General features: G+C 54.5%; 17 protein-coding genes. All 17 read right to left on the bottom strand.

The features are described 5' to 3' along the window. Window positions 1–48 precede the first annotated feature (48 nt). Window positions 49–990: a transketolase family protein gene (locus ACO6BQ_RS02910; RefSeq protein ID WP_489119431.1), complete on the bottom strand. Its 942-nt coding sequence runs from the start codon at window positions 988–990 to the stop codon at window positions 49–51. A gap of 2 nt (window positions 991–992) precedes the next feature. Then, complete coding sequence (locus tag ACO6BQ_RS02905) at window positions 993–1,844, bottom strand: transketolase (RefSeq protein ID WP_489119430.1); 852 nt, start codon at window positions 1,842–1,844, stop codon at window positions 993–995. Between the two features lie 159 nt (window positions 1,845–2,003). Further along, window positions 2,004–3,692, bottom strand: coding sequence for a ribonuclease J (locus ACO6BQ_RS02900; protein WP_489119429.1), 1,689 nt, complete (start codon window positions 3,690–3,692; stop codon window positions 2,004–2,006). A gap of 340 nt (window positions 3,693–4,032) precedes the next feature. Further along, the gene (locus ACO6BQ_RS02895) at window positions 4,033–4,536 is read right to left on the bottom strand and encodes a hypothetical protein (protein ID WP_489119428.1); all 504 of its coding nucleotides are present in this window, start codon (window positions 4,534–4,536) and stop codon (window positions 4,033–4,035) included. A gap of 106 nt (window positions 4,537–4,642) precedes the next feature. Next, a complete protein-coding gene (argH, locus tag ACO6BQ_RS02890; RefSeq protein WP_489119427.1) occupies window positions 4,643–6,067 on the bottom strand; it encodes an argininosuccinate lyase in 1,425 nt (474 codons plus the stop codon). Further along, the gene (locus tag ACO6BQ_RS02885; protein ID WP_489119426.1) at window positions 6,064–7,278 is read right to left on the bottom strand and encodes an argininosuccinate synthase; all 1,215 of its coding nucleotides are present in this window, start codon (window positions 7,276–7,278) and stop codon (window positions 6,064–6,066) included. The genes argH and ACO6BQ_RS02885 overlap by 4 nt, the downstream gene beginning before the upstream one ends. A gap of 28 nt (window positions 7,279–7,306) precedes the next feature. Beyond that, window positions 7,307–8,239: an ornithine carbamoyltransferase gene (gene argF, locus ACO6BQ_RS02880; protein ID WP_489119425.1), complete on the bottom strand. Its 933-nt coding sequence runs from the start codon at window positions 8,237–8,239 to the stop codon at window positions 7,307–7,309. After that, complete coding sequence (locus ACO6BQ_RS02875) at window positions 8,239–9,456, bottom strand: acetylornithine transaminase (protein WP_489119424.1); 1,218 nt, start codon at window positions 9,454–9,456, stop codon at window positions 8,239–8,241. Before ACO6BQ_RS02875 ends, argF begins: the two co-directional genes overlap by 1 nt. A gap of 12 nt (window positions 9,457–9,468) precedes the next feature. Further along, on the bottom strand, window positions 9,469–10,353 hold the full coding sequence (argB, locus tag ACO6BQ_RS02870; protein ID WP_489119423.1) for an acetylglutamate kinase: 885 nt from the start codon (window positions 10,351–10,353) through the stop codon (window positions 9,469–9,471). A 12-nt stretch (window positions 10,354–10,365) separates the two neighbouring features. Beyond that, a complete protein-coding gene (gene argJ, locus ACO6BQ_RS02865; RefSeq protein WP_489119422.1) occupies window positions 10,366–11,577 on the bottom strand; it encodes a bifunctional glutamate N-acetyltransferase/amino-acid acetyltransferase ArgJ in 1,212 nt (403 codons plus the stop codon). 31 nt (window positions 11,578–11,608) lie between these two features. After that, complete coding sequence (gene argC, locus ACO6BQ_RS02860; RefSeq protein WP_489119421.1) at window positions 11,609–12,643, bottom strand: N-acetyl-gamma-glutamyl-phosphate reductase; 1,035 nt, start codon at window positions 12,641–12,643, stop codon at window positions 11,609–11,611. Between the two features lie 132 nt (window positions 12,644–12,775). Beyond that, the gene (gene thrB, locus ACO6BQ_RS02855; RefSeq protein WP_489119420.1) at window positions 12,776–13,726 is read right to left on the bottom strand and encodes a homoserine kinase; all 951 of its coding nucleotides are present in this window, start codon (window positions 13,724–13,726) and stop codon (window positions 12,776–12,778) included. Beyond that, on the bottom strand, window positions 13,723–15,024 hold the full coding sequence (locus ACO6BQ_RS02850; protein ID WP_489119419.1) for a homoserine dehydrogenase: 1,302 nt from the start codon (window positions 15,022–15,024) through the stop codon (window positions 13,723–13,725). Before ACO6BQ_RS02850 ends, thrB begins: the two co-directional genes overlap by 4 nt. A 77-nt stretch (window positions 15,025–15,101) precedes the next feature. Beyond that, window positions 15,102–15,548, bottom strand: coding sequence for an ACT domain-containing protein (locus ACO6BQ_RS02845; RefSeq protein WP_489119418.1), 447 nt, complete (start codon window positions 15,546–15,548; stop codon window positions 15,102–15,104). A gap of 85 nt (window positions 15,549–15,633) precedes the next feature. Next, window positions 15,634–16,215 carry a glycerol-3-phosphate 1-O-acyltransferase PlsY gene (plsY, locus tag ACO6BQ_RS02840; protein WP_489119417.1) on the bottom strand — a complete coding sequence of 194 codons (582 nt, stop codon included), beginning with the start codon at window positions 16,213–16,215 and terminating at the stop codon, window positions 15,634–15,636. Beyond that, window positions 16,215–17,540, bottom strand: a complete 1,326-nt coding sequence (gene der, locus ACO6BQ_RS02835; protein WP_489119416.1) for a ribosome biogenesis GTPase Der — start codon at window positions 17,538–17,540, stop codon at window positions 16,215–16,217. The genes plsY and der overlap by 1 nt, the downstream gene beginning before the upstream one ends. 25 nt (window positions 17,541–17,565) lie before the next feature. Then, the gene (locus ACO6BQ_RS02830; protein ID WP_489119415.1) at window positions 17,566–18,954 is read right to left on the bottom strand and encodes a DUF512 domain-containing protein; all 1,389 of its coding nucleotides are present in this window, start codon (window positions 18,952–18,954) and stop codon (window positions 17,566–17,568) included. Between the last annotated feature and the right edge of the window lie 38 nt (window positions 18,955–18,992).

Here is an 18,992-nt window from a genome sequence, read left to right as displayed (position 1 = left end):
GAAAAAATCTACGCCAATCTGACGGACTTCATTTTATCAGCGATTCCTTTATTTTCCGACAATCGTCTTCGTCTGCACCACGATCTCATCTGCGGTAAGACCAAACTGTTTGAGCAGTTCTGCTGCAGGACCGGAGTGTCCGAACTCATCGCGAACACCGATGCGATGGACGGGAACGGGCACGTGCTCCGCAACAACGGCGGCAACTGCCTCACCAAGTCCGCCGAGAATATTATGCTCCTCGACGGTCACAATTCTGCTGCATTCCTTCGCTGCACGGATCACCAACTCCTCGTCGAGTGGCTTGATCGTCGCCATATTGATGATACGCGCTTTGATTCCTTCAGCAGCAAGACGTTTCCCCGCCTCAATCGCCTCCGGCACGAGAATCCCTGTAGCGATGATGGCAACATCTGTTCCATCCTGCAGAACTTCGCCCTTGCCAACGGTGAACGAGAAGGACTCGTCATGATAGACCGGCGCTGCCGCACGTCCGAAGCGAATGTATACAGGACCTTCCATTTCGTATGCGGCGTGCACCATCTTGCGCGCCTCAACATCATCCGAGGGGCACATGACCGTCATGCCCGGGATCGTTCGCATGAGGGCGAAGTCCTCGCAGCACTGATGTGATGCCCCATCCTCACCGACGGAGATACCGCCGTGGGTTGCACAGATCTTCACGTTCAGATGCGGATACCCAATCGTATTGCGCACCTGCTCGTAAGCACGTCCCGCTGCAAACATGGCAAAGGTGGAGACAAAAGGAACAAGCCCCATCGTCGAGAGCCCCGCACCGACACCAACCATGTCGCACTCTGCAATGCCGCAGTTAAAATGACGGTTGGGGAATGCCTTCTTGAACGTCCCGCTCTTCGTGGCACCTGCAAGATCGGCATCGAGTACAACGACGTTCTTGTGCGTTTTCCCAAGCTCTACCAGTGCGTTTCCATAGCTGTCCCGTGTTGCAATTTTCTTTACATCTGCCATGCTCATGCCTCCTCAATCGTCTTACGAATCGCAGCAAGTTCCGAAAGCCCCTGCGCAAGTTCGTCATCATTGGGAGCCTTGCCGTGCCAGCCAGCGTTGTTTTCCATGAAGGAGATATTCTTGCCCTTGACCGTCTTCATCAGAATCACGGTCGGCTTTCCCGTGCCCTTGTTCGCATGGAATGCCTTGAACGCACCTTCGAGTGCCGCGAAGTCATGTCCGTCAATCGAGATGACAGCACAACCGAACGCCTCGAATTTCTTATCAATCGGTGCCGTGTTCATGACATCTGCCGTCGCACCGTCAATCTGAAGCCCGTTTACGTCCACCGTAATGCAGAGATTGTCGAGCTTAAAATGTGCGGCAAACATAGTTGCCTCCCACACCTGCCCCTCGGCAAGCTCGCCGTCACCGAGGAGAGTATAGACATTGATGTCCTTCCCGAGATACTTTGCCCCTTTTGCCATCCCTGCCGCCGTCGAAATCCCCTGCCCGAGCGAGCCCGTGGACATATCGACCCCCGGCGTGAGGTTCATATTCGGATGTCCCTGAAGGCGCGAACCGATATGGCGGAGGGTCAGGAGTTCATCCACAGGGAAAAATCCACGATTCGCGAGCGTAGCATAGAGACCGGGTGCAACATGACCCTTCGAGAGAACGAAGCGGTCACGATTCGGATCCTGCGGATTCTGCGGATCAACGCGGATCTCCTTGTTGTAGAGATAGGTAAAGTACTCCGTCGATGAAAGTGAGCCGCCGGGATGACCGCTCTTTGCTGCGTGCGTGCCACGCAAAATCCCCTCGCGCACCTTCACCGCAAAAAGTCGAAGTTCCTTCTGTTCAGCTGTCGTCATAAAACTCCTCCTCGCCCCAATCAATACATCATCATACTTATCACATTCTACCCTTTTTTCTGATTGCCTGCAAGATACACAAGGTCACATTTTTTCCGAACTGCTTACAAATAGAAAAGTCGCCCGCAAAGGGGCGACCGTGAAGGCATTGCACTGCGTTCAGATTTCCATAATGATGGGCAGAATCATCGGGCGGCGGCGTGTCTTATCGAAGAGGTAACGGCTGAGTGCATCGCGCACATTCGACTTGATCGCCGACCACTCACGTACGTTCTCATCCTCACAGCGGTCAAGCGCCTGCTGAACGCGTGCACGCGCCTCCTCCATCAGAGCCTCAGACTCACGCACATAGACGAATCCGCGCGATACGATGTCAGGGCCTGAGACCACGCGGTTGTTCTGTCGGTCCATTGTCACGACAATGATGAGAATACCATCCTGCGAGAGCTGACGACGGTCGCGCAGGACGATGTTGCCCACATCGCCAACGCCAAGACCATCGACCATGACCATGCCGGACTGGACACGCCCAACAACCTGCCCTTTTTCCTTCGTAAACTCGAGAATCTGCCCGTTCTCACTGATGAAAATATTTTCCTTTGGCATCCCGAGCTCACGTGCAAGACTTGCATGCTGAACAAGATGGTGATACTCGCCGTGAACAGGCATAAAGAATTTCGGACGCACAAGGTTGTGCATGAGCTTTAGTTCCTCGCGGCTGCCGTGTCCCGAAACGTGGATGCCCTTGTCGCGGCCGTAGACAACATTTGCACCGAGCTTCATGAGATTGTCCACCGTCTTGGAGACCAGCTTCTCATTGCCCGGAATCGGCGTTGCCGAGATAATGACCGTATCGCCCGGCACAATCGTAATCTTGCGGTGATCGGACGCCGCCATACGAGAGAGCGCAGACATCGGCTCCCCCTGACTGCCCGTCGTCACAATGACGATCTGCTCGGGGCGGAAGTTGTTGACCTCGTCGATGCCGATGATCGTCCCTTCCGGCGCGTTCAGATAGCCGAGTTCGAGGGAAATGCCGACCACATTCTCCATACTGCGTCCGAGAACGGCAACGCGGCGCTTGTACTTCACCGCTGTATCGATGACCTGCTGGATGCGGTGTACGTTCGAAGAGAATGTCGCAACAATGATGCGCCCACGCACGTTGTGGAATGACTTGTCAAACGCCGCACCAACCGTGCGCTCGCTTGCCGTATGCCCCTCACGCTCCGCGTTCGTACTGTCCGCAAGAAGGAGTAGAACCCCCTTGTTGCCGAGATCGGAGAAGCGGCGGAAGTCCGTCATCTGTCCATCGACCGGCGTATAGTCGAGCTTGAAGTCACCCGTGTGGACAATCATGCCCACGGGTGTTTTAATCGAGAGCCCAACTGCATCCGGGATTGAGTGGTTCACGCGGATAAACCCAACACTAAAGCAGCCGGTATTGATGATATCCCCCGCCATCACCGAGTGCAGATTGCTCGAATCCACACCGTTTTCCTTGAGACGCCCCTCGAGAATGCCGAGCGTCAGCCGCGTCCCATAGACGGGTACAGGGATCTGCTTCATGACATAGGGCAACGCGCCGATATGATCCTCATGCCCGTGCGTGAGAACAATCGCTTTCACCTTGTCCCTGTTTTCGATCAAATAGGTAATATCCGGAATGACGAGGTCAATGCCGAGCATATCCTCCTCCGGAAACATGAGCCCGGAGTCGACCACAAGAATCTCATCATCCACACGGATGGCAGTCATGTTCTTTCCGATCTCGCCCAAACCGCCAAGCGGTATGACCTGTACCTTCTGCACATTTTTTCCATGATTGCCATTACGATTTAACGACAAAAAACACACCTCCGTAAAATATGGGACATCTGCATTGCGTCCCTCTTATCAAATTATGCTCATCCATTCGATCATGAAATCAGAATTCATCCACACGAAAATACAGCGACCAGAGGAAATTACCTCCATTGTCGCCACACGGGAAAACGCCGTTTTCGTTCGTGTTGCTGTGAAAAATACGACCGCACAGCAATGCCGAAAACTGCAAGAAAAATGATCCGATCCATTCACTTAGCCGTTATTTTACCATTCCAAAGCCGACAATGCAAATAAAATTTATCATCACACAAAAAAGGCACTCCCCGAATTATGCAGGGAATGCCCAATGTTTCAAAAGCAATCAGAAACGCATCGTCAGACCGACACCAATGCCGTTCTCACGGCTGCCGTGATCCGGCTTAAAGTTATGGTAGTTCAGATTGAAATCCAAATTTGCAATCAAAGATTTGTTCAGCCCCACCTGAGTCTCGTTGAAGTCCTTGCCCGCAATATAGGATGCATAGGCATTGAACCCCAGCACCGTCGGCGTACTGAGACCAAGTCCTGCAAAGACGTTGTTCTCGCTTGCCTGCTTCATATTCCAACGATAGCCGCCGAGCAGACGGATATTCTGATCGAGGACATTGTACTGCAAATAGGCATCCTTCGGATTGCCATACTCGTCACGATCATTGCGTGCCACACCGACGGTGATCTCATCCGTCGCCTTATGCTCGATGTAGGCCTCCTTCGTTCCGACTCCGACTGCCGTATCATGTGTGCCAAGATGGTTCAGCGGAGCTGCCATCGCAGCCGAGGAGACAGACAGAGTGATCGCTGCAGCCAGAACTGCGTATTTCTTCATCGTAATTCCTCCTTTCGGATATATTTGTATTATCCACTGAAAATATTGGAAATATATTATTTTCTATTTAGGATACAATGAATTTTCAAGCGTTGGTGACAAGTGCTCAGAAAATTTTCTGCTTTTGCTCCCATGCGGAGACAATGCGTGCCTCCTCCGCGATCAGATCACGTGCCGCCGCAAGCTGCATTTCCACCTGCTCGTACGAGGTGCCGCCGTAAGAGTTCCGATATGCAACGCAGTTCTCGGGACGGATTGCCTCATACACATCTTCCGCAAAGAGTGTGGAGAGTTTCTGATAATCCGCGAGCGGCAGATCAGAAAGCCAGATGCCGCGTTCGATGCAGAGCGCGACCGCCTGTCCCGAGACGCTGTGTGCCTGACGGAACGGCATTCCCTTACGCACAAGATAGTCCGCGAGGTCGGTCGCATTCGAGAAGTCCGCCGCGACGGCATGACGCATGACATCCGCACGCACCTTCATCCCACGGACAAGCTGTGCGTAGACGGCAAGGCTGAACTTCACCGTGTCAATGGTGTCAAACAGCCCCTCCTTATCCTCCTGCAAGTCCTTGTTATAGGCAAGCGGGAGCCCCTTGACCGCCGTGAGCATCGCCATGAGATGACCGACAACGCGCCCCGTTTTGCCGCGCACGAGTTCGGAGACATCAGGGTTCTTCTTTTGGGGCATCATGGAGGAGCCTGTGCAGTGTGCATCGTCCAGCTCGACAAAGGAGAATTCGCGCGAGCACCAGAGGATGATCTCCTCCGAGAGACGTGAGAGATGAACCATGAGGATGGATGCCGCAGAGAGGAATTCAAGAATGTAGTCACGGTCGCTGACCGCATCCAGACTGTTCGTATAGATGCGCTCGAAGTTCAGCCGTTTCGCGACAAAGGCTCGATCGATCGGCAGTGTCGTTCCTGCAAGGGCACCTGCGCCGAGCGGCATGATATCCGTCCGCGCATATACTCCTTGAAACCGCTCAAAGTCACGCACGAGCATACCAAAATATGCCATAAGGTGATGGGCAAAGAGGATGGGCTGCGCACGCTGCAGATGCGTGTAGCCCGGCATGATGACCTCCTTGTTCGCCGTCGCTGATTCGACAAGTGCGTGTTGAAGTTCCCTGATACGATCCAACACGTCCACAACAGCGTGCCGCACAAACATATGCGTATCAAGTGCCACCTGATCGTTGCGGCTGCGTGCCGTATGAAGACGACTGCCTGCCTCCCCAATCGCATCTGTAAGGCGTTTTTCGATATTCATGTGGATGTCTTCGAGTTCGACACTGAACGCAAAATCTCCGCGCTCGATCTGCGCGAGGATGTCACGCAGCCCCTTCTCAATCGCCGCACGATCCTCCTCGGAGAGAATACCAACCTTTGCCAGCATGGCAGCATGTGCAAGCGAACCTGCAATATCCTCGCGGTACATCCGACGATCGAACTGAATGGAGGCTTGGAACTCGTTGATCATCTCATCGGTTGTTTTGGAGAAACGACCGCCCCAGAGCTTTTCGCTCATTTATTCAGTCCCTCCTGCATGAGTGCACGCACCTTGAGCGGCAGACCGAAAAGATTGATGAAGCCGCCTGCATCTGCCTGATTGTAGACATCGTCATGCTCGAACGTGACGAACTCCTGACTGTAGAGCGAATACGGCGACGTTGCACCTGCAGAGATGATATTGCCCTTGTAGAGCTTGAGGCGTACCTCGCCCGTCACGGTCTCCTGTGTGCTGTCCACGAACGCGGCAAGTGCCTCGCGCAGCTGGCAGAACCACATGCCGTCATAGACGAGCTCACCGTAGCGGATCGCCATTCCCTCCTTGTAGTGATAGGTTGCACGGTCGAGGCAGAGGTACTCGAGTTCACGATGCGCATAGTAGAGAATAGAGCCGCCCGGATTCTCGTAGACACCACGCGACTTCATGCCGACGAGACGATTCTCGCAGATATCGACGATACCGACACCGTTTCGCGCACCGATTTCGTTGAGTTTCGTCAAGAGTTCGACTGCACCGAGTTTCTCGCCGTTGACAGCAACGGGAATCCCCTTCTCGAATGAGATGGAGACGTATTCCGGCGCATCCGACGCATCCTCGGGTGCACAGGAGATGAGGAACATGGAGTTCTTCGGCTCGTTCGCGGGATCCTCAAGATCAGAGCCCTCATGAGAGAGATGCCAGATGTTGCGATCCATACTGTACGTCTTGTTCTCCGTCGCAACGGGGATGCCGTGTTTTTTTGCGTACTCGATCTCAGCCGTACGGGAATCGAGATCCCACTCGCGCCACGGGGCGATGATCTGGAGGTTCGGTGCGAGTGCCTTCACGGTCAGCTCGAAGCGTACCTGATCGTTGCCCTTGCCCGTTGCTCCGTGCGCGATTGCATCCGCACCCTCACGCTTTGCGATATCGACGAGTGCCTTTGCAATCACGGGACGCGCAAACGATGTACCGAGCAGATACTTGCCCTCGTAGACAGCCCCCGCCTTGAGTGTCGGCCAGACATACTCCTCAAGGAACTCCTTCGTGAGATCGACGATGTGCACCTTCGACGCGCCGGAGGCAAGTGCCTTGTCATGCACGGGATCGAGTTCCTCCCCCTGCCCGACATCTGCACAGACAGCGATGACCTCGCAGTTGTCATAGTGTTCCTTCAGCCACGGGATGATGACCGACGTATCAAGACCGCCGGAATATGCCAGAACTACTTTTTTGATCTGCTTTGCCATGTTTGAAACATCTCCTTAGAAATATAAATCAGTCACCCATAACGAGTGCCATGATTGCCTTTTGGACGTGGAGGCGGTTCTCCGCCTCATCAAAGATCACATCGGCGAAATCCTCAAAAACCTCCTCCGTGATCTCCTCTCCCCGATAGGCGGGCAGACAGTGCATCACGATGCAGCGTGCGTCAGCGGCATCGACAAGTGCACGGTTGACCTGATAGGGACGAAACACCGCCGTACGCGCGTCGTGTTCCGCCTCCTGCCCCATGCTTGCCCACGTATCCGTGACAATGACATCTGCCCCCTGCACAGCTTCCACAGGGTTTTGCGTGATTGTGACCGTCGCTCCCGTTGCTGCTGCGTCCGCCTTTGCATTTACAACAACCTCGGTATTTGGCTCATAGCCCTCAGGGGTCGCCGCAGCGAAGTGCATACCGACCTTTGCCGCCGCATACATGAGCGAATGCGTCATATTGTTGCCGTCGCCGACGTACGCCATCTTGAGACCCGCGAGATTCTTGCCCTTGTACTCACGAATCGTGAGCAGATCGGTGAGTGCCTGACACGGGTGCAGGAGGTCACTGAGCGCGTTGATGACCGGAATATCCGCATAGCGAGCCAACTCCTCAATACGCTCATGCCCATAGGTACGGATCATAATACCGTCGAGATAGCGCGAGAGCACGCGCGCCGTGTCCTTGATCGGCTCGCCGCGCCCAAGCTGCAGGTCGCGGCTGCTGAGAAAGAGAGCCTGTCCGCCGAGCTGGTACATCCCAACCTCGAACGACACGCGTGTTCGTGTCGAGGATTTCTCAAAGATCATGCCGAGCGTCTTGCCCGCAAGCAGTTTATGCGGAATACCCGTCTTCTGCTTTGCCTTGAGATCAGCAGCAAGCGTTAGGATCTCCTCCACATCGGCCGCACTCAGCTCATGAATAGAGAGTAAGTCCATGCCCTTGTTCATCATAATCCCCCTCGGTCACATATGTCAAGGATACAGCGATCCAATACACGGATGAGTTCATCCACTTCATTCTTCGTAAAGATCAGCGGTGGGATAAAGCGCAGGACATTCCCTGCCGTGCAGTTGATAATAACGCCCTGCTCCAACATCCGTCGAGCGATTGCCGCCGCATCCTCATTCCTCTGCATCTCCATACCGAGGATCAACCCTGCACCGCGCACCTCCGCGATGTGTGCTGGATATTTGCTCTGCAAGTCCGTGAGTGCCTGTTTGAAATGCGTGCCCACGTCCCGCACACCTGCGAGAAAACTATCATTTGCAACCGCATCAAGCACGACATTTGCCGCCGCGCACGCAAGCGGATTCCCACCGAACGTCGACCCGTGATCGCCCGCGTGAAATGCCGCCGCGACCTTCTCCGTGACGACAAACGCGCCGATTGGAACACCGCCCGCAAGCCCCTTTGCAAGCGTCACGATGTCGGGGGTGACACCGCAGCTCTCATAGGCGTAAAAACTGCCCGTGCGCCCCATGCCCGTCTGGATCTCGTCGAAGATCAGGAGCGTGTCATACTTGTCACAGAGTGCCCGTACCTGCTGCAAATATCCGTCCGCAGGAGTACGCACGCCGCCCTCACCCTGAATCGGTTCGAGCATGACCGCCGCCGTATTCTCGCTCATCTGTGCTTCGAGTGCCGCAATGTCGTTGAACGGTACATAATCAAACCCCTGCGGCAGCGGCGCGAAGCCGTTGTGAAACTTCTCCTGTCCCGTTGCGGTCAGGGTCGCGAGCGTACGCCCGTGAAAGCTGCCCAGAGCCGTGATGATCTCCGACTTCTCGGAATGGATCATATGCCCGTATTTACGCGCTGCCTTGATTGCCCCCTCGTTCGCCTCCGCGCCCGAGTTCCCGAAGAACACCTTGCCGCCTGCCGTGAGTGCTGATAACTTTGCCGCCGCATCTGCCTGCGGCTCGGTATAGTAGAGGTTCGACACATGGATGAGACGCTTTGCCTGTTCGGCAATTGCATCCACGAGCGGCGCATAGTTATGCCCGAGCACGTTGACTGCAATGCCGCCCAGTGCATCCAGATACTTGCGCCCGTTCACATCCCATACATACGAACCTTCCCCGTGGTCGAGGACAATCGGATAACGGGAAAATACCGGCAAATAGCTCGCCGCATCCCGTGCCATAATTTCATGTTCGTTCTTCATGCTCGCTCCTGCCTACGGAAGCACCATTGTGCCGATACCGCGTGAAGTAAAGATCTCCAAAATAATCGAATGCGCCAAACGCCCGTCGATAATATGCGCCTTATGCGCCCCCGCCTCAAGCGCACGGAGACACGCTTCCACCTTTGGGATCATACCGCCCTCGATGACACCGCTGCGGATGTATTCCCTTGCCTCGTCCATACACAGCTGGGAGATCAGGCTTCCTTTGTCCGCGAAATCCTTGTAGACCCCCTCGACATCCGTAAGGAGCAGCATTTTCTCCGCGTGCAGTGCGCCCGCAATCTCCGCCGCAACATAGTCGGCATTGATGTTGTAGATTTCCCCATGCTCACCCATGCCGATGGGCGCAATGACGGGGACGTAGCCTTGGTTCAAAAGATCGGTGATGAGTCCCGTGTCAATCTCCGTGACCTCGCCGACATAGCCGATATCGACCTGGTGTGCCGTATCGTTTTCATACACCGTGGCGAGCTTCTTCTGCGCCTTGATAAGCCCTGCGTCCTTCCCACTGAGTCCGACAGCACGCACGCCGCGCAGATTGAGCAGCCCAACGATCTCCGAGTTCAGCTTGCCGTCGAGCACCATCTCGGCGATCTCCACCGTCTCTTCATCCGTCACGCGAAGCCCAGAGACAAACGTGGATTCCTTTCCAACCTTCTTGAGGAATCCTGTGATCTCGGGGCCTCCTCCATGCACGAGAATCGGACGAATCCCGACGAATTTCATCAATGCCACGTCGCGCATGACATTTTCCTTGAGCGCGTCATTGATCATCGCGTTCCCGCCGTACTTGATAACGACGGTCGTCCCGTAAAATTCCTGGATGTACGGGAGCGCGTCTACGAGAATCTCCGCCTTGTCCTGATCGGAATACATCGAATCCCTCCCTCAGGTGTGATACTCACCGTTGATCTTCACATATTCATAGGAGAAGTCACATGTCCAGACCTTTGCCTCCTCCGTGCCATCCTTGAGGTCAATTTCGACAACAATATCGTGCGCCGTCATCACCGCACGCAGCGCATCCGCATCGTATGATGCTCCCATACCATCAACATAGACAGGAATGCCCCCAAACTTCACCGTCGTGTGATTCGGATCCATCGGCACACCCGCATAGCCAACCGCGCAGATCACACGTCCCCAATTCGGATCTTCGCCGAAGAATGCAGTCTTGACGAGTGGGCTGTTTGCGACACTCATGCCGACCGTTTTCGCATCGGCAAACGACGCTGCCCCCTTTACATGAACGGTGATGAACTTGGTCGCGCCCTCTCCGTCCGCTGCAATCTTTTCCGAGATGCCCTGACAGAGTGCGAGCAGAGTCTCCTTGAACGTCTCGTAGTCCGCATTCTTTTCCGTAATCTTCGGATTTTCCGCCGCACCGTTGGCAAGGACAATAGCCATGTCATTCGTGCTCATATCGCCGTCGATCGAGATCATATTGAGGCTGTGCTCAATGACCTCTGACAGCACATCCTGCAGGAGCACGCCGTCGATATCCGCATCCGTTGTAATAAAGCAGAGCACCGTCGCCATATCGGGGCGAATCATGCCCGAGCCCTTTGCGATAATACCGAAACGAACTTCCTTGCCGCCGATCATAACGGAGGTTGCCCCTGCCTTGGAATAGGTATCCGTCGTGATGATTGCATTGCCCGCATCCACGCTGCCATCCGCAGAGAGTGCCTTTACAGCCGCATGAATCCCCTGCTCCACCTTGTCCATCGGGAGAAGCTGACCGATGATACCCGTCGACCCGACAATGACATCCGCTGACGTGCAGCCGAGCGCATCTGCTGCGATCTTCTGCATGGCGGCGGCATCCGTTTCGCCCTGCACGCCGGTGCACGCATTCGCACAGCCCGCATTTGCGACGATGGCATGCGCCGTATGTGTCGCGACAACCGCCTTCGAGACGTGCACGGGAGCTGCTGCAACGGCGTTCTTCGTAAACGTGCCCGCAACGGCGGCTTCCTTTTTCGTATAGATCACGGCAACATCGAGATTGCCGCTCTTCTTAATCCCCGCCTTGACCCCTGCTGCCTGAAACCCCTTCGGATAGGTAACGCCCATCTTTGCACTTGCTTCGCTAAACATATATATTCCTCCGTTCACTTACGAAACCACTCTACGGATACATGGGCACGAGATCGAGCCCCGCACGTTCATCCAGACCAAATGCAATATTCATATTCTGAATCGCCTGTCCCGCAGCCCCTTTGACCAGATTGTCGATGGCTGAGAAGACGATCACACGATGCGTGCGCGGGTCGATATGCCACGCAATATCACAGTAGTTTGTACCACGCACATACTTCGTTGCGGGGTATGCACCGCGCCCAAGCAATCGTATAAAATATTCATCCGCATACATTTTTTCATAGGCGGCATCGACATCCTCTGCCGCACCCCCCTCGCACAGCGTCGCGTAACAGGTCGCTAGAATGCCGCGTGAGATCGGTGCAAGGTGCGGCGTAAAGTTGATGGTGACGGAAGCCCTCCCCATCTCGGCAAGTGCCTGCTCAATTTCCGGTGTATGGCGATGCGATACGGCACCGTACGCTGTAAAGCTGTCATAGAACTCCGGATAATGCGTGCTCTCCTTCGGAGATCGTCCCGCTCCCGATACGCCGGACACCGCATCGACAAGGATGGAATCGAGCTGCACCAGATGCGCTTTGACAAGCGGAGCAAGCGCGAGAATGCTTGCTGTCGTATAGCATCCGGCATTCCCAATGATCCGCGCCGTCCGCACCTGCTCACGGTAGAGCTCCGCCAGACCATAGGCACGATCCGCATGAGTGTCACAATGCGCCACATGATACCATGCTTCGTAGACAGCGGTATCTGCAAAACGATAGTCCGCTCCGAGATCAATGATGCGTACAGGGCACGCAGAAACCTCCTGCGCAATCTTCATTGCGTGTCCATGCGGAAGTGCAATGAAGAGCACGTCACTGTCCTCAGCGATGCGCCTTACATCCTCCATTGATTCGAGTTGATTCTCATAAATATTCCTCAAATGTGGATAAAGTTTCGATATGTGTTCCCTTGTGTGCCGCTCCGATGTCAGGTGTGCAACCTCAACATACGGATGACCATGCAGTAGACGAATCAGCTCTTCGCCCGCATATCCGGATGCTCCGACAACACTTGCCTTCATGCTGCTCCCTCCATTCCATTTGTAAAAGGATTTTATAAATATACATCTTTATTGCATATTTTTCAAGTCCTTTTGTTAAAAAATTGCCGGTTTCACAGTCATTCAAAAAATGATCTGTAAAACCGGCAAAAATCATCGTTTTGGATTCATGTCCCTGCGGCGCAGAACGCGTGCGCCTTTCGTATCCAGACGCAGGTGCAGTGGACGCGCCTCAATTTCATGGGCACGGAAGGCATCCTGCATGGCCGCTGCAACCGTCTCCGTACACTTGCGGTGTTCAGGAACAAAAGCGATCAGGCAGGGGCCTGCTCCGCTCAAGGCAGCTCCATACGCCCCCGCCTTCTTAGCCGCAGCAAAGACATCAAACATCCCCGGGATGAGCGGAGCACGGTAGTTTTGGTGAAGCGCATCAGCAAACACATTTTCGAGATGCTTCTCCGAGCCGCGTGCGAGAGCCGCAACCATCATTGCCGCATGGCTGATATTGAACACGGCATCCTTCATCGGAACTTCAGACGGCAGTATCTGCCGTGCGGATTTCGTCGAAAGATAGAAGTCCGGCACCATAACGACAAGGCGCAGGAAGATGCGGGGCAAAAAGGAAAAGCACTCCACATGACCATCCGTCACCGTATTCACCGTAAATCCGCCATAGATCGCGGGTGCGACATTGTCGGGATGTCCCTCGATATCGGTTGCAAGCTGCAGGAGATCATCGCGGCTGAACGGACTGTCAATCAGTGCATTTGCTGCCGTGAGTCCCGCGACAATCGCCGTCGCACTGCTCCCAAGTCCCCGTGAAAGAGGGATACGGTTACTCATCCGAATCCGTGCACCCTGAAACTCATCCACACGCCCCGCACGCTCCAGAAGATACTGAATGGATTTCCACACAATATTGCGTTCGTCCCCCGGAATATATGCCGCACCCTCACCACGCGCTGAAATATGAAGCCCAGGCTCATGCGTGAGTGTCAGTGTCATCTCATTGTAGAGCGTACAGGCTATGCCAAGTGCATCAAAACCCGGACCGAGGTTCGCGCTCGTCGCCGGAACACGAACCCGTACGGAGCGTTCGCTCATAACAAATCCTCCTGTCCGTCCGCAACGCGGATCAGGCTTCGCACCTCACGCACGACGGGAAGTGCCTGCAATTTCTCCACGGCATCGGAGGCAGCCGCATGGGTCACCACATGGGTCACGGCAACGATCTCTGCATCGCCCTCCTCCGTCCAGCGCGCCTGAATCACGGATTTTAGGCTGACCCCCGCACGTCCAAAGGTCGTTGCAATCTCGCCGAGAACCCCCGGCTCATCCGCAACAACGAGACGCAAATAGTAAGAGGACTTTGTCTTTTCCACAGGGCAGAGCTTCTTTTTCTCTCCAACCTTGTACTTCATCCGCCCCGTTGTTCCGGAGACAATATCACGCGCAATCTCGATGATGTCTGCAACAACCGCCGATGCGGTCGGCAGAGAACCTGCGCCGCGCCCGTAGAACATCGCGTCACCGAGCACATTGCCGCGCACAAAGATGGCATTGAACACACCGTTCACTGCGGCGAGCGGGTGCGTCTTCGGCAGGAATACGGGGTGTACGCGGACATCAATTCCCTCCTCTGTATTGCGTCCGACGGCAAGGAGTTTGATGACATAGCCGAGATTGAGTCCGTATTCAATATCGTCCTCGGTGATGTGCGAGATGCCTTCCACGGAGACATCCTCAAAGCCAATGATTGTATCGAAGGCGAGCGAGGCAAGGATTGCCGCCTTGCGCGCCGCATCCAATCCGTCCACATCCGCCGACGGATTCGCCTCCGCATAGCCCTTTTCCTGTGCGCGGCGCAGAACGGCATCGTAGCTGACGTGTTTTTCTGTCATCTTCGTCAGCATATAGTTCGTCGTCCCGTTGACAACGCCCATGATCTCCGTGATGCTGTTCGCCGTCAGACATTCCTTCAGCGGTTTGATGATCGGAATGCCGCCGCCCACACTCGCCTCGTAGAGGAAATCCACGCCACTTGCGTCCGCTGCGGCATAGAGCTCGGAGAGATGCTCGGCAATAACATCCTTGTTCGCCGTGACGACGTGCTTTCCTGCCGCCATTGCACGCAGCATATAGTCTTTCGCCGGGACAAGGCCGCCCATAACCTCGACAACAACGGAGATTTCCTCGTCATTCAGAATTTCGTCGAAGTTATCGGTCAAGGCAATTCCATCCAGTTCCGCGCGATGCTTCTTTGCATCGCGCACGAGAATCTTCTTGATTTCAATATGTGCTCCGCAGCGTCCCGTAATCATGTCCGAATTCATGGACAGCGTACGCACGACACCGGAGCCTACCGTCCCCGCTCCGAGAAGTGCAATCGTGATCGTATTCACAGAATCTCATCCCCCATTTCAAGGACACACTGATACAGCGACATTTGTCCGATGAGTGCCGACGTTTTCATATTTCCTCAAGCCTGTCCAATGACCTCGAGTTTTTCCACACCGTCGACCACATCCACCCTTTCCAGCAGCGTCTGCAAACCGTTGTGCAGTTTTGCCGTTTCGAGGGAGATGTTCACTGTCGCAGCTCCACGTGCAGGGAGGCCCTGATCGATGGTCATGACATTGCCGCCCTCCTCCGCAATAACCTGCAGAACCGCCTGCAATGTACCGCGCCGATGGCGGAGCAGCATAGAGAGTGTGACAATTTTATCGCGCGTCGCTTCAAAGAAGGAATACACATAATCCTTGTACTTGTAGTACGCGCTGCGACTGAGATTTGCCTTGACAACAGCCTCGTTGACCGTACGCACTTCTCCGCTATTGATGAGTTCCTTTGCGAGGATAGTCTTTTTGATTGCCTTTGGCAAAATCTCCTCACGAACAAGATAAACTCCTGTCATATCAATTTTCATGAGCAACTCCTTCAATGGATAGAAAGGCTTTTATAACAACCTAAGTATATCATATGTGAAAGAAATCACCAAATAGCAGCACACACTAAATTTTATTTTCCGTCCCATTCATCAGCCGCTTGATGTTCTCACGGTGACGCACAATGACAAGCAGTGCCGCAATCACGGTGAACACAATGTATTCCATTGGATAAGAAAAAAATGCCGCAAGAAGGGGTGTCAAAAATCCCGCCACGACAGAACCAAGCGAAACATAGCGTGTCATATAAACAATCGCAAGCCATACGGCAAATACAAGCAGGGTCACATTCCCCATCAGCATGGTCAGAACGCCAAGCGAAGTGGCAACGCCTTTGCCACCGCGAAAGCGTAGGAAAATCGAAAAACTGTGTCCGATGATGGCAAGAAGTCCGCCAAGAATCGCCGCGAGCGGCGTACCGACAAGGGACAGCCCGAGCAGCACGCCCGCCTGTCCCTTGAGGCTGTCCGCAAGGAAGATGATGATGCCTGGCACTTTACCGAGCGTACGCCACGCATTCGTTGCACCGATATTGTGACTCCCATATTTGCGCAAGTCGGTATGCCAGAAGAGTTTCCCGAGAATCAACCCGCTCGGAATCGAGCCGATCAGGTAGGCCAGAATGCCCGCCAGAAGATAGTCGACCATCACTCTTCCTCCTTACGTGCGCGCACGACAAGGCGCAGCGGTGTTCCCTCAAAGCCGAAGCTCTCGCGCAGACGATTCTCAATGAAACGCAGATAGGAGAAATGCATGAGTTCCGGATCGTTTACGAATACGATGAAGGTCGGCGGTGCGATCCCAACCTGCGTGACAAAGAGAATTTTGAGCTGCTTTCCCTTCTTCGTCGGCGGTGGATTGACCGAGACGGCATCGCGAATTAGCTCGTTAAGCACACTTGTCTTGATGCGCATAGACTGTTGCTCCGCAACATATTTGACAAGCTCCGTCACACGCTCGACACGCTGTCCCGTGAGTGCCGACGTATAGAGTACGGGCGCGTATTGGAGGAATCCCAACTTCTCACGCAGATCGTCCGTGAAGCGCAGCGTCGACTTATCATTCTTCTCGGGGAAAATATCCCATTTATTCACAACAATGATAACGCCCTTGCCGGATTCGTGGACATAGCCCGCGATCTTCGTATCCTGCTCCAGAATGCCCTCAGCAGCATTGATGACCATGAGGACGACGCCCGCGCGGTCAATGGCGCGTAGGGAGCGCATCACACTGTACCGCTCCACGGGCAGGCTAATCTTCCCCTTGCGGCGCATCCCCGCCGTATCAATGAGAAGATACTTCGCCCCATCCCGCGTAAAGTGCGTGTCAATTGCATCGCGGGTCGTCCCCGGCACATCACTGACAATGACACGCTCCTCACCGAGCAGACGATTCACCAGCGAGGATTTGCCTACATTCGGACGTCCGACCACGGCGATCGCGATCTCATCCGACTCCACGGACTCTTCCGCTTCCTTCGGAAACGCCGCAACAACAGCATCCAACAAGTCGCCGAGATTCATTGCATTCGATGCCGAAATTGGAATCGGATCACCCAAACCAAGTGCGTAGAAATCGTAGATCAGATCCTCACGCTCAAAGCGGTCAATCTTGTTGACCGCAAGAATCACGGGTTTTTGCGTACGACGCAGAAGACGTCCGACCTCTTCATCCGAAGAAGTCAGCCCCGCACGCCCGTCGACGAGGAAGAGAATGACATCCGCCTCCTCCATCGCCAGTTCTGCCTGACTGCGCATCGAGCGGAGGATGTGATCGCTCTCGTCGAACTCAATACCTCCTGTGTCAATGATGGTAAACTCATGGTTCAGCCACTCCGCGTCCATATAGATGCGGTCACGCGTCACGCCAGGCATGTCATCAACGATCGACACACGCTTCTTTCCAATCTGATTGAACAGTGTCGATTTGCCGACGTTCGGCCGTCCAACGACCGCCACGATGGGTTTGCTCATCGTCTTCACTCCTCTCATGAATCCTTCAACGTGCAGCGGCGGTTTTTGTATACCCCGCATTGCTCTGCCATGTGTAGCCCCCGCTCGGACGCTCGCGATGATAGCCGCCCCATGCAGCAAGTGCCTCACGATAGTCACGCCCCGTCGCCACAGGTTCGATGCGAAGATGAGGAAACTCCCTGCGCATGGCATCAAGAGAAATGTCGTCCAGAAAGACATCCTCCCCCTCGCGCAGCGCGGAAGCGGGAATCAGAACCCCATCCACAGGATGCTCAAAGGCACGCAGCGCGGCAATCAAATCACGTCCCGTCAAAAGTCCCGAGACATTGACGGTCGCGCCAAAATGCACATTTTCAACAGGCAGAACATGAATGCGTTGTCCTGCGGGGTCAAGCTCGCGCGCTAGCTGCTCCATCACAGGAGCAACGGCAGTACCGCTCATAACCACAAGTCGTGTTCCCTCGTCATACAATGGGTGCTCGAAGTGTGACCAGTCCTCGATAAAATTTCGTGTGAGTCCAATGCCGTTGTCCAGCTGCGGAAAACCGTCATACATCTCAGCAGGCGGAACCTCACGCCCCGCGAGAAAGTAGAACTCATCTCCCAAATAGATGAAGGTTCTCCCCTCCTCTTCGCGCATTCGCAGCTGCCACTGTTCCACCTGGTCGATCACACGCGCAGCCCCCGCACGATCAAACTGGACAAGCGGGAACGGATCCGTGCGGTGCTTTGTCAGCCCCACAGGCACAATCGCAAGGGAGAGTGCATGGGGGCGACGGCTCGTAATGTCGCGTATCGTGCGCTCCAGTTCCTCGCCATCGTTCAATCCATAGCAAAGAACCACCTGTGTATGATAGTCTGCCCCCGCATTCTCCAGTTTCGTCAACTGCCCGAGAATATCCGCCGCTCCCTTATAGCGCAGCATTTCGGCACGCAGAACAGGGTTCGTGCACTGAACGGAAACATAAAGAGGTGACAGGTGAAAACGCTCGATGCGCGAAAAATCCGCTGCTCCCATATTCGTCAGTGTCACAAAATTTCCATAGAGAAAGGAAAGACGATAGTCATCATCCTTAACAGAGAGGCTGTGGCGCATATCCGGAGCAATCATATCGACAAAGCAAAAATAACAGTGATTCGCGCAGGGACGAATCCCATCAAAGACCGCACGCTCAAATTCCACGCCGAAGTCCTCGTCATAGTCCTTATCGAAGGCAATGAGCTCCTGTTCTCCATCAGCATGCTCGACAAGAAGCTCAATCTCCTCGTCCGCCATCGCAAAGCTGAAATCAATGATATCACGCAGGGGCATATCATTGACCGAAAGGATCTTATCTCCCGGCACGAGTTCCAACTCCTCTGCGACGCTTCCCTCCAAAACACGCAGAATAACTCCCGGATACGTTTTTCCCATATGCCCCCTCCTTTCCATGAAAAAGGAGTGATATACAT

It is taken from the genome of Centipeda sp. (in: firmicutes) (assembly GCF_057271695.1).
The sequence above is the reverse complement of the archived record's forward strand: the minus strand, read 5'-3'. Positions and strand labels throughout refer to the sequence as shown.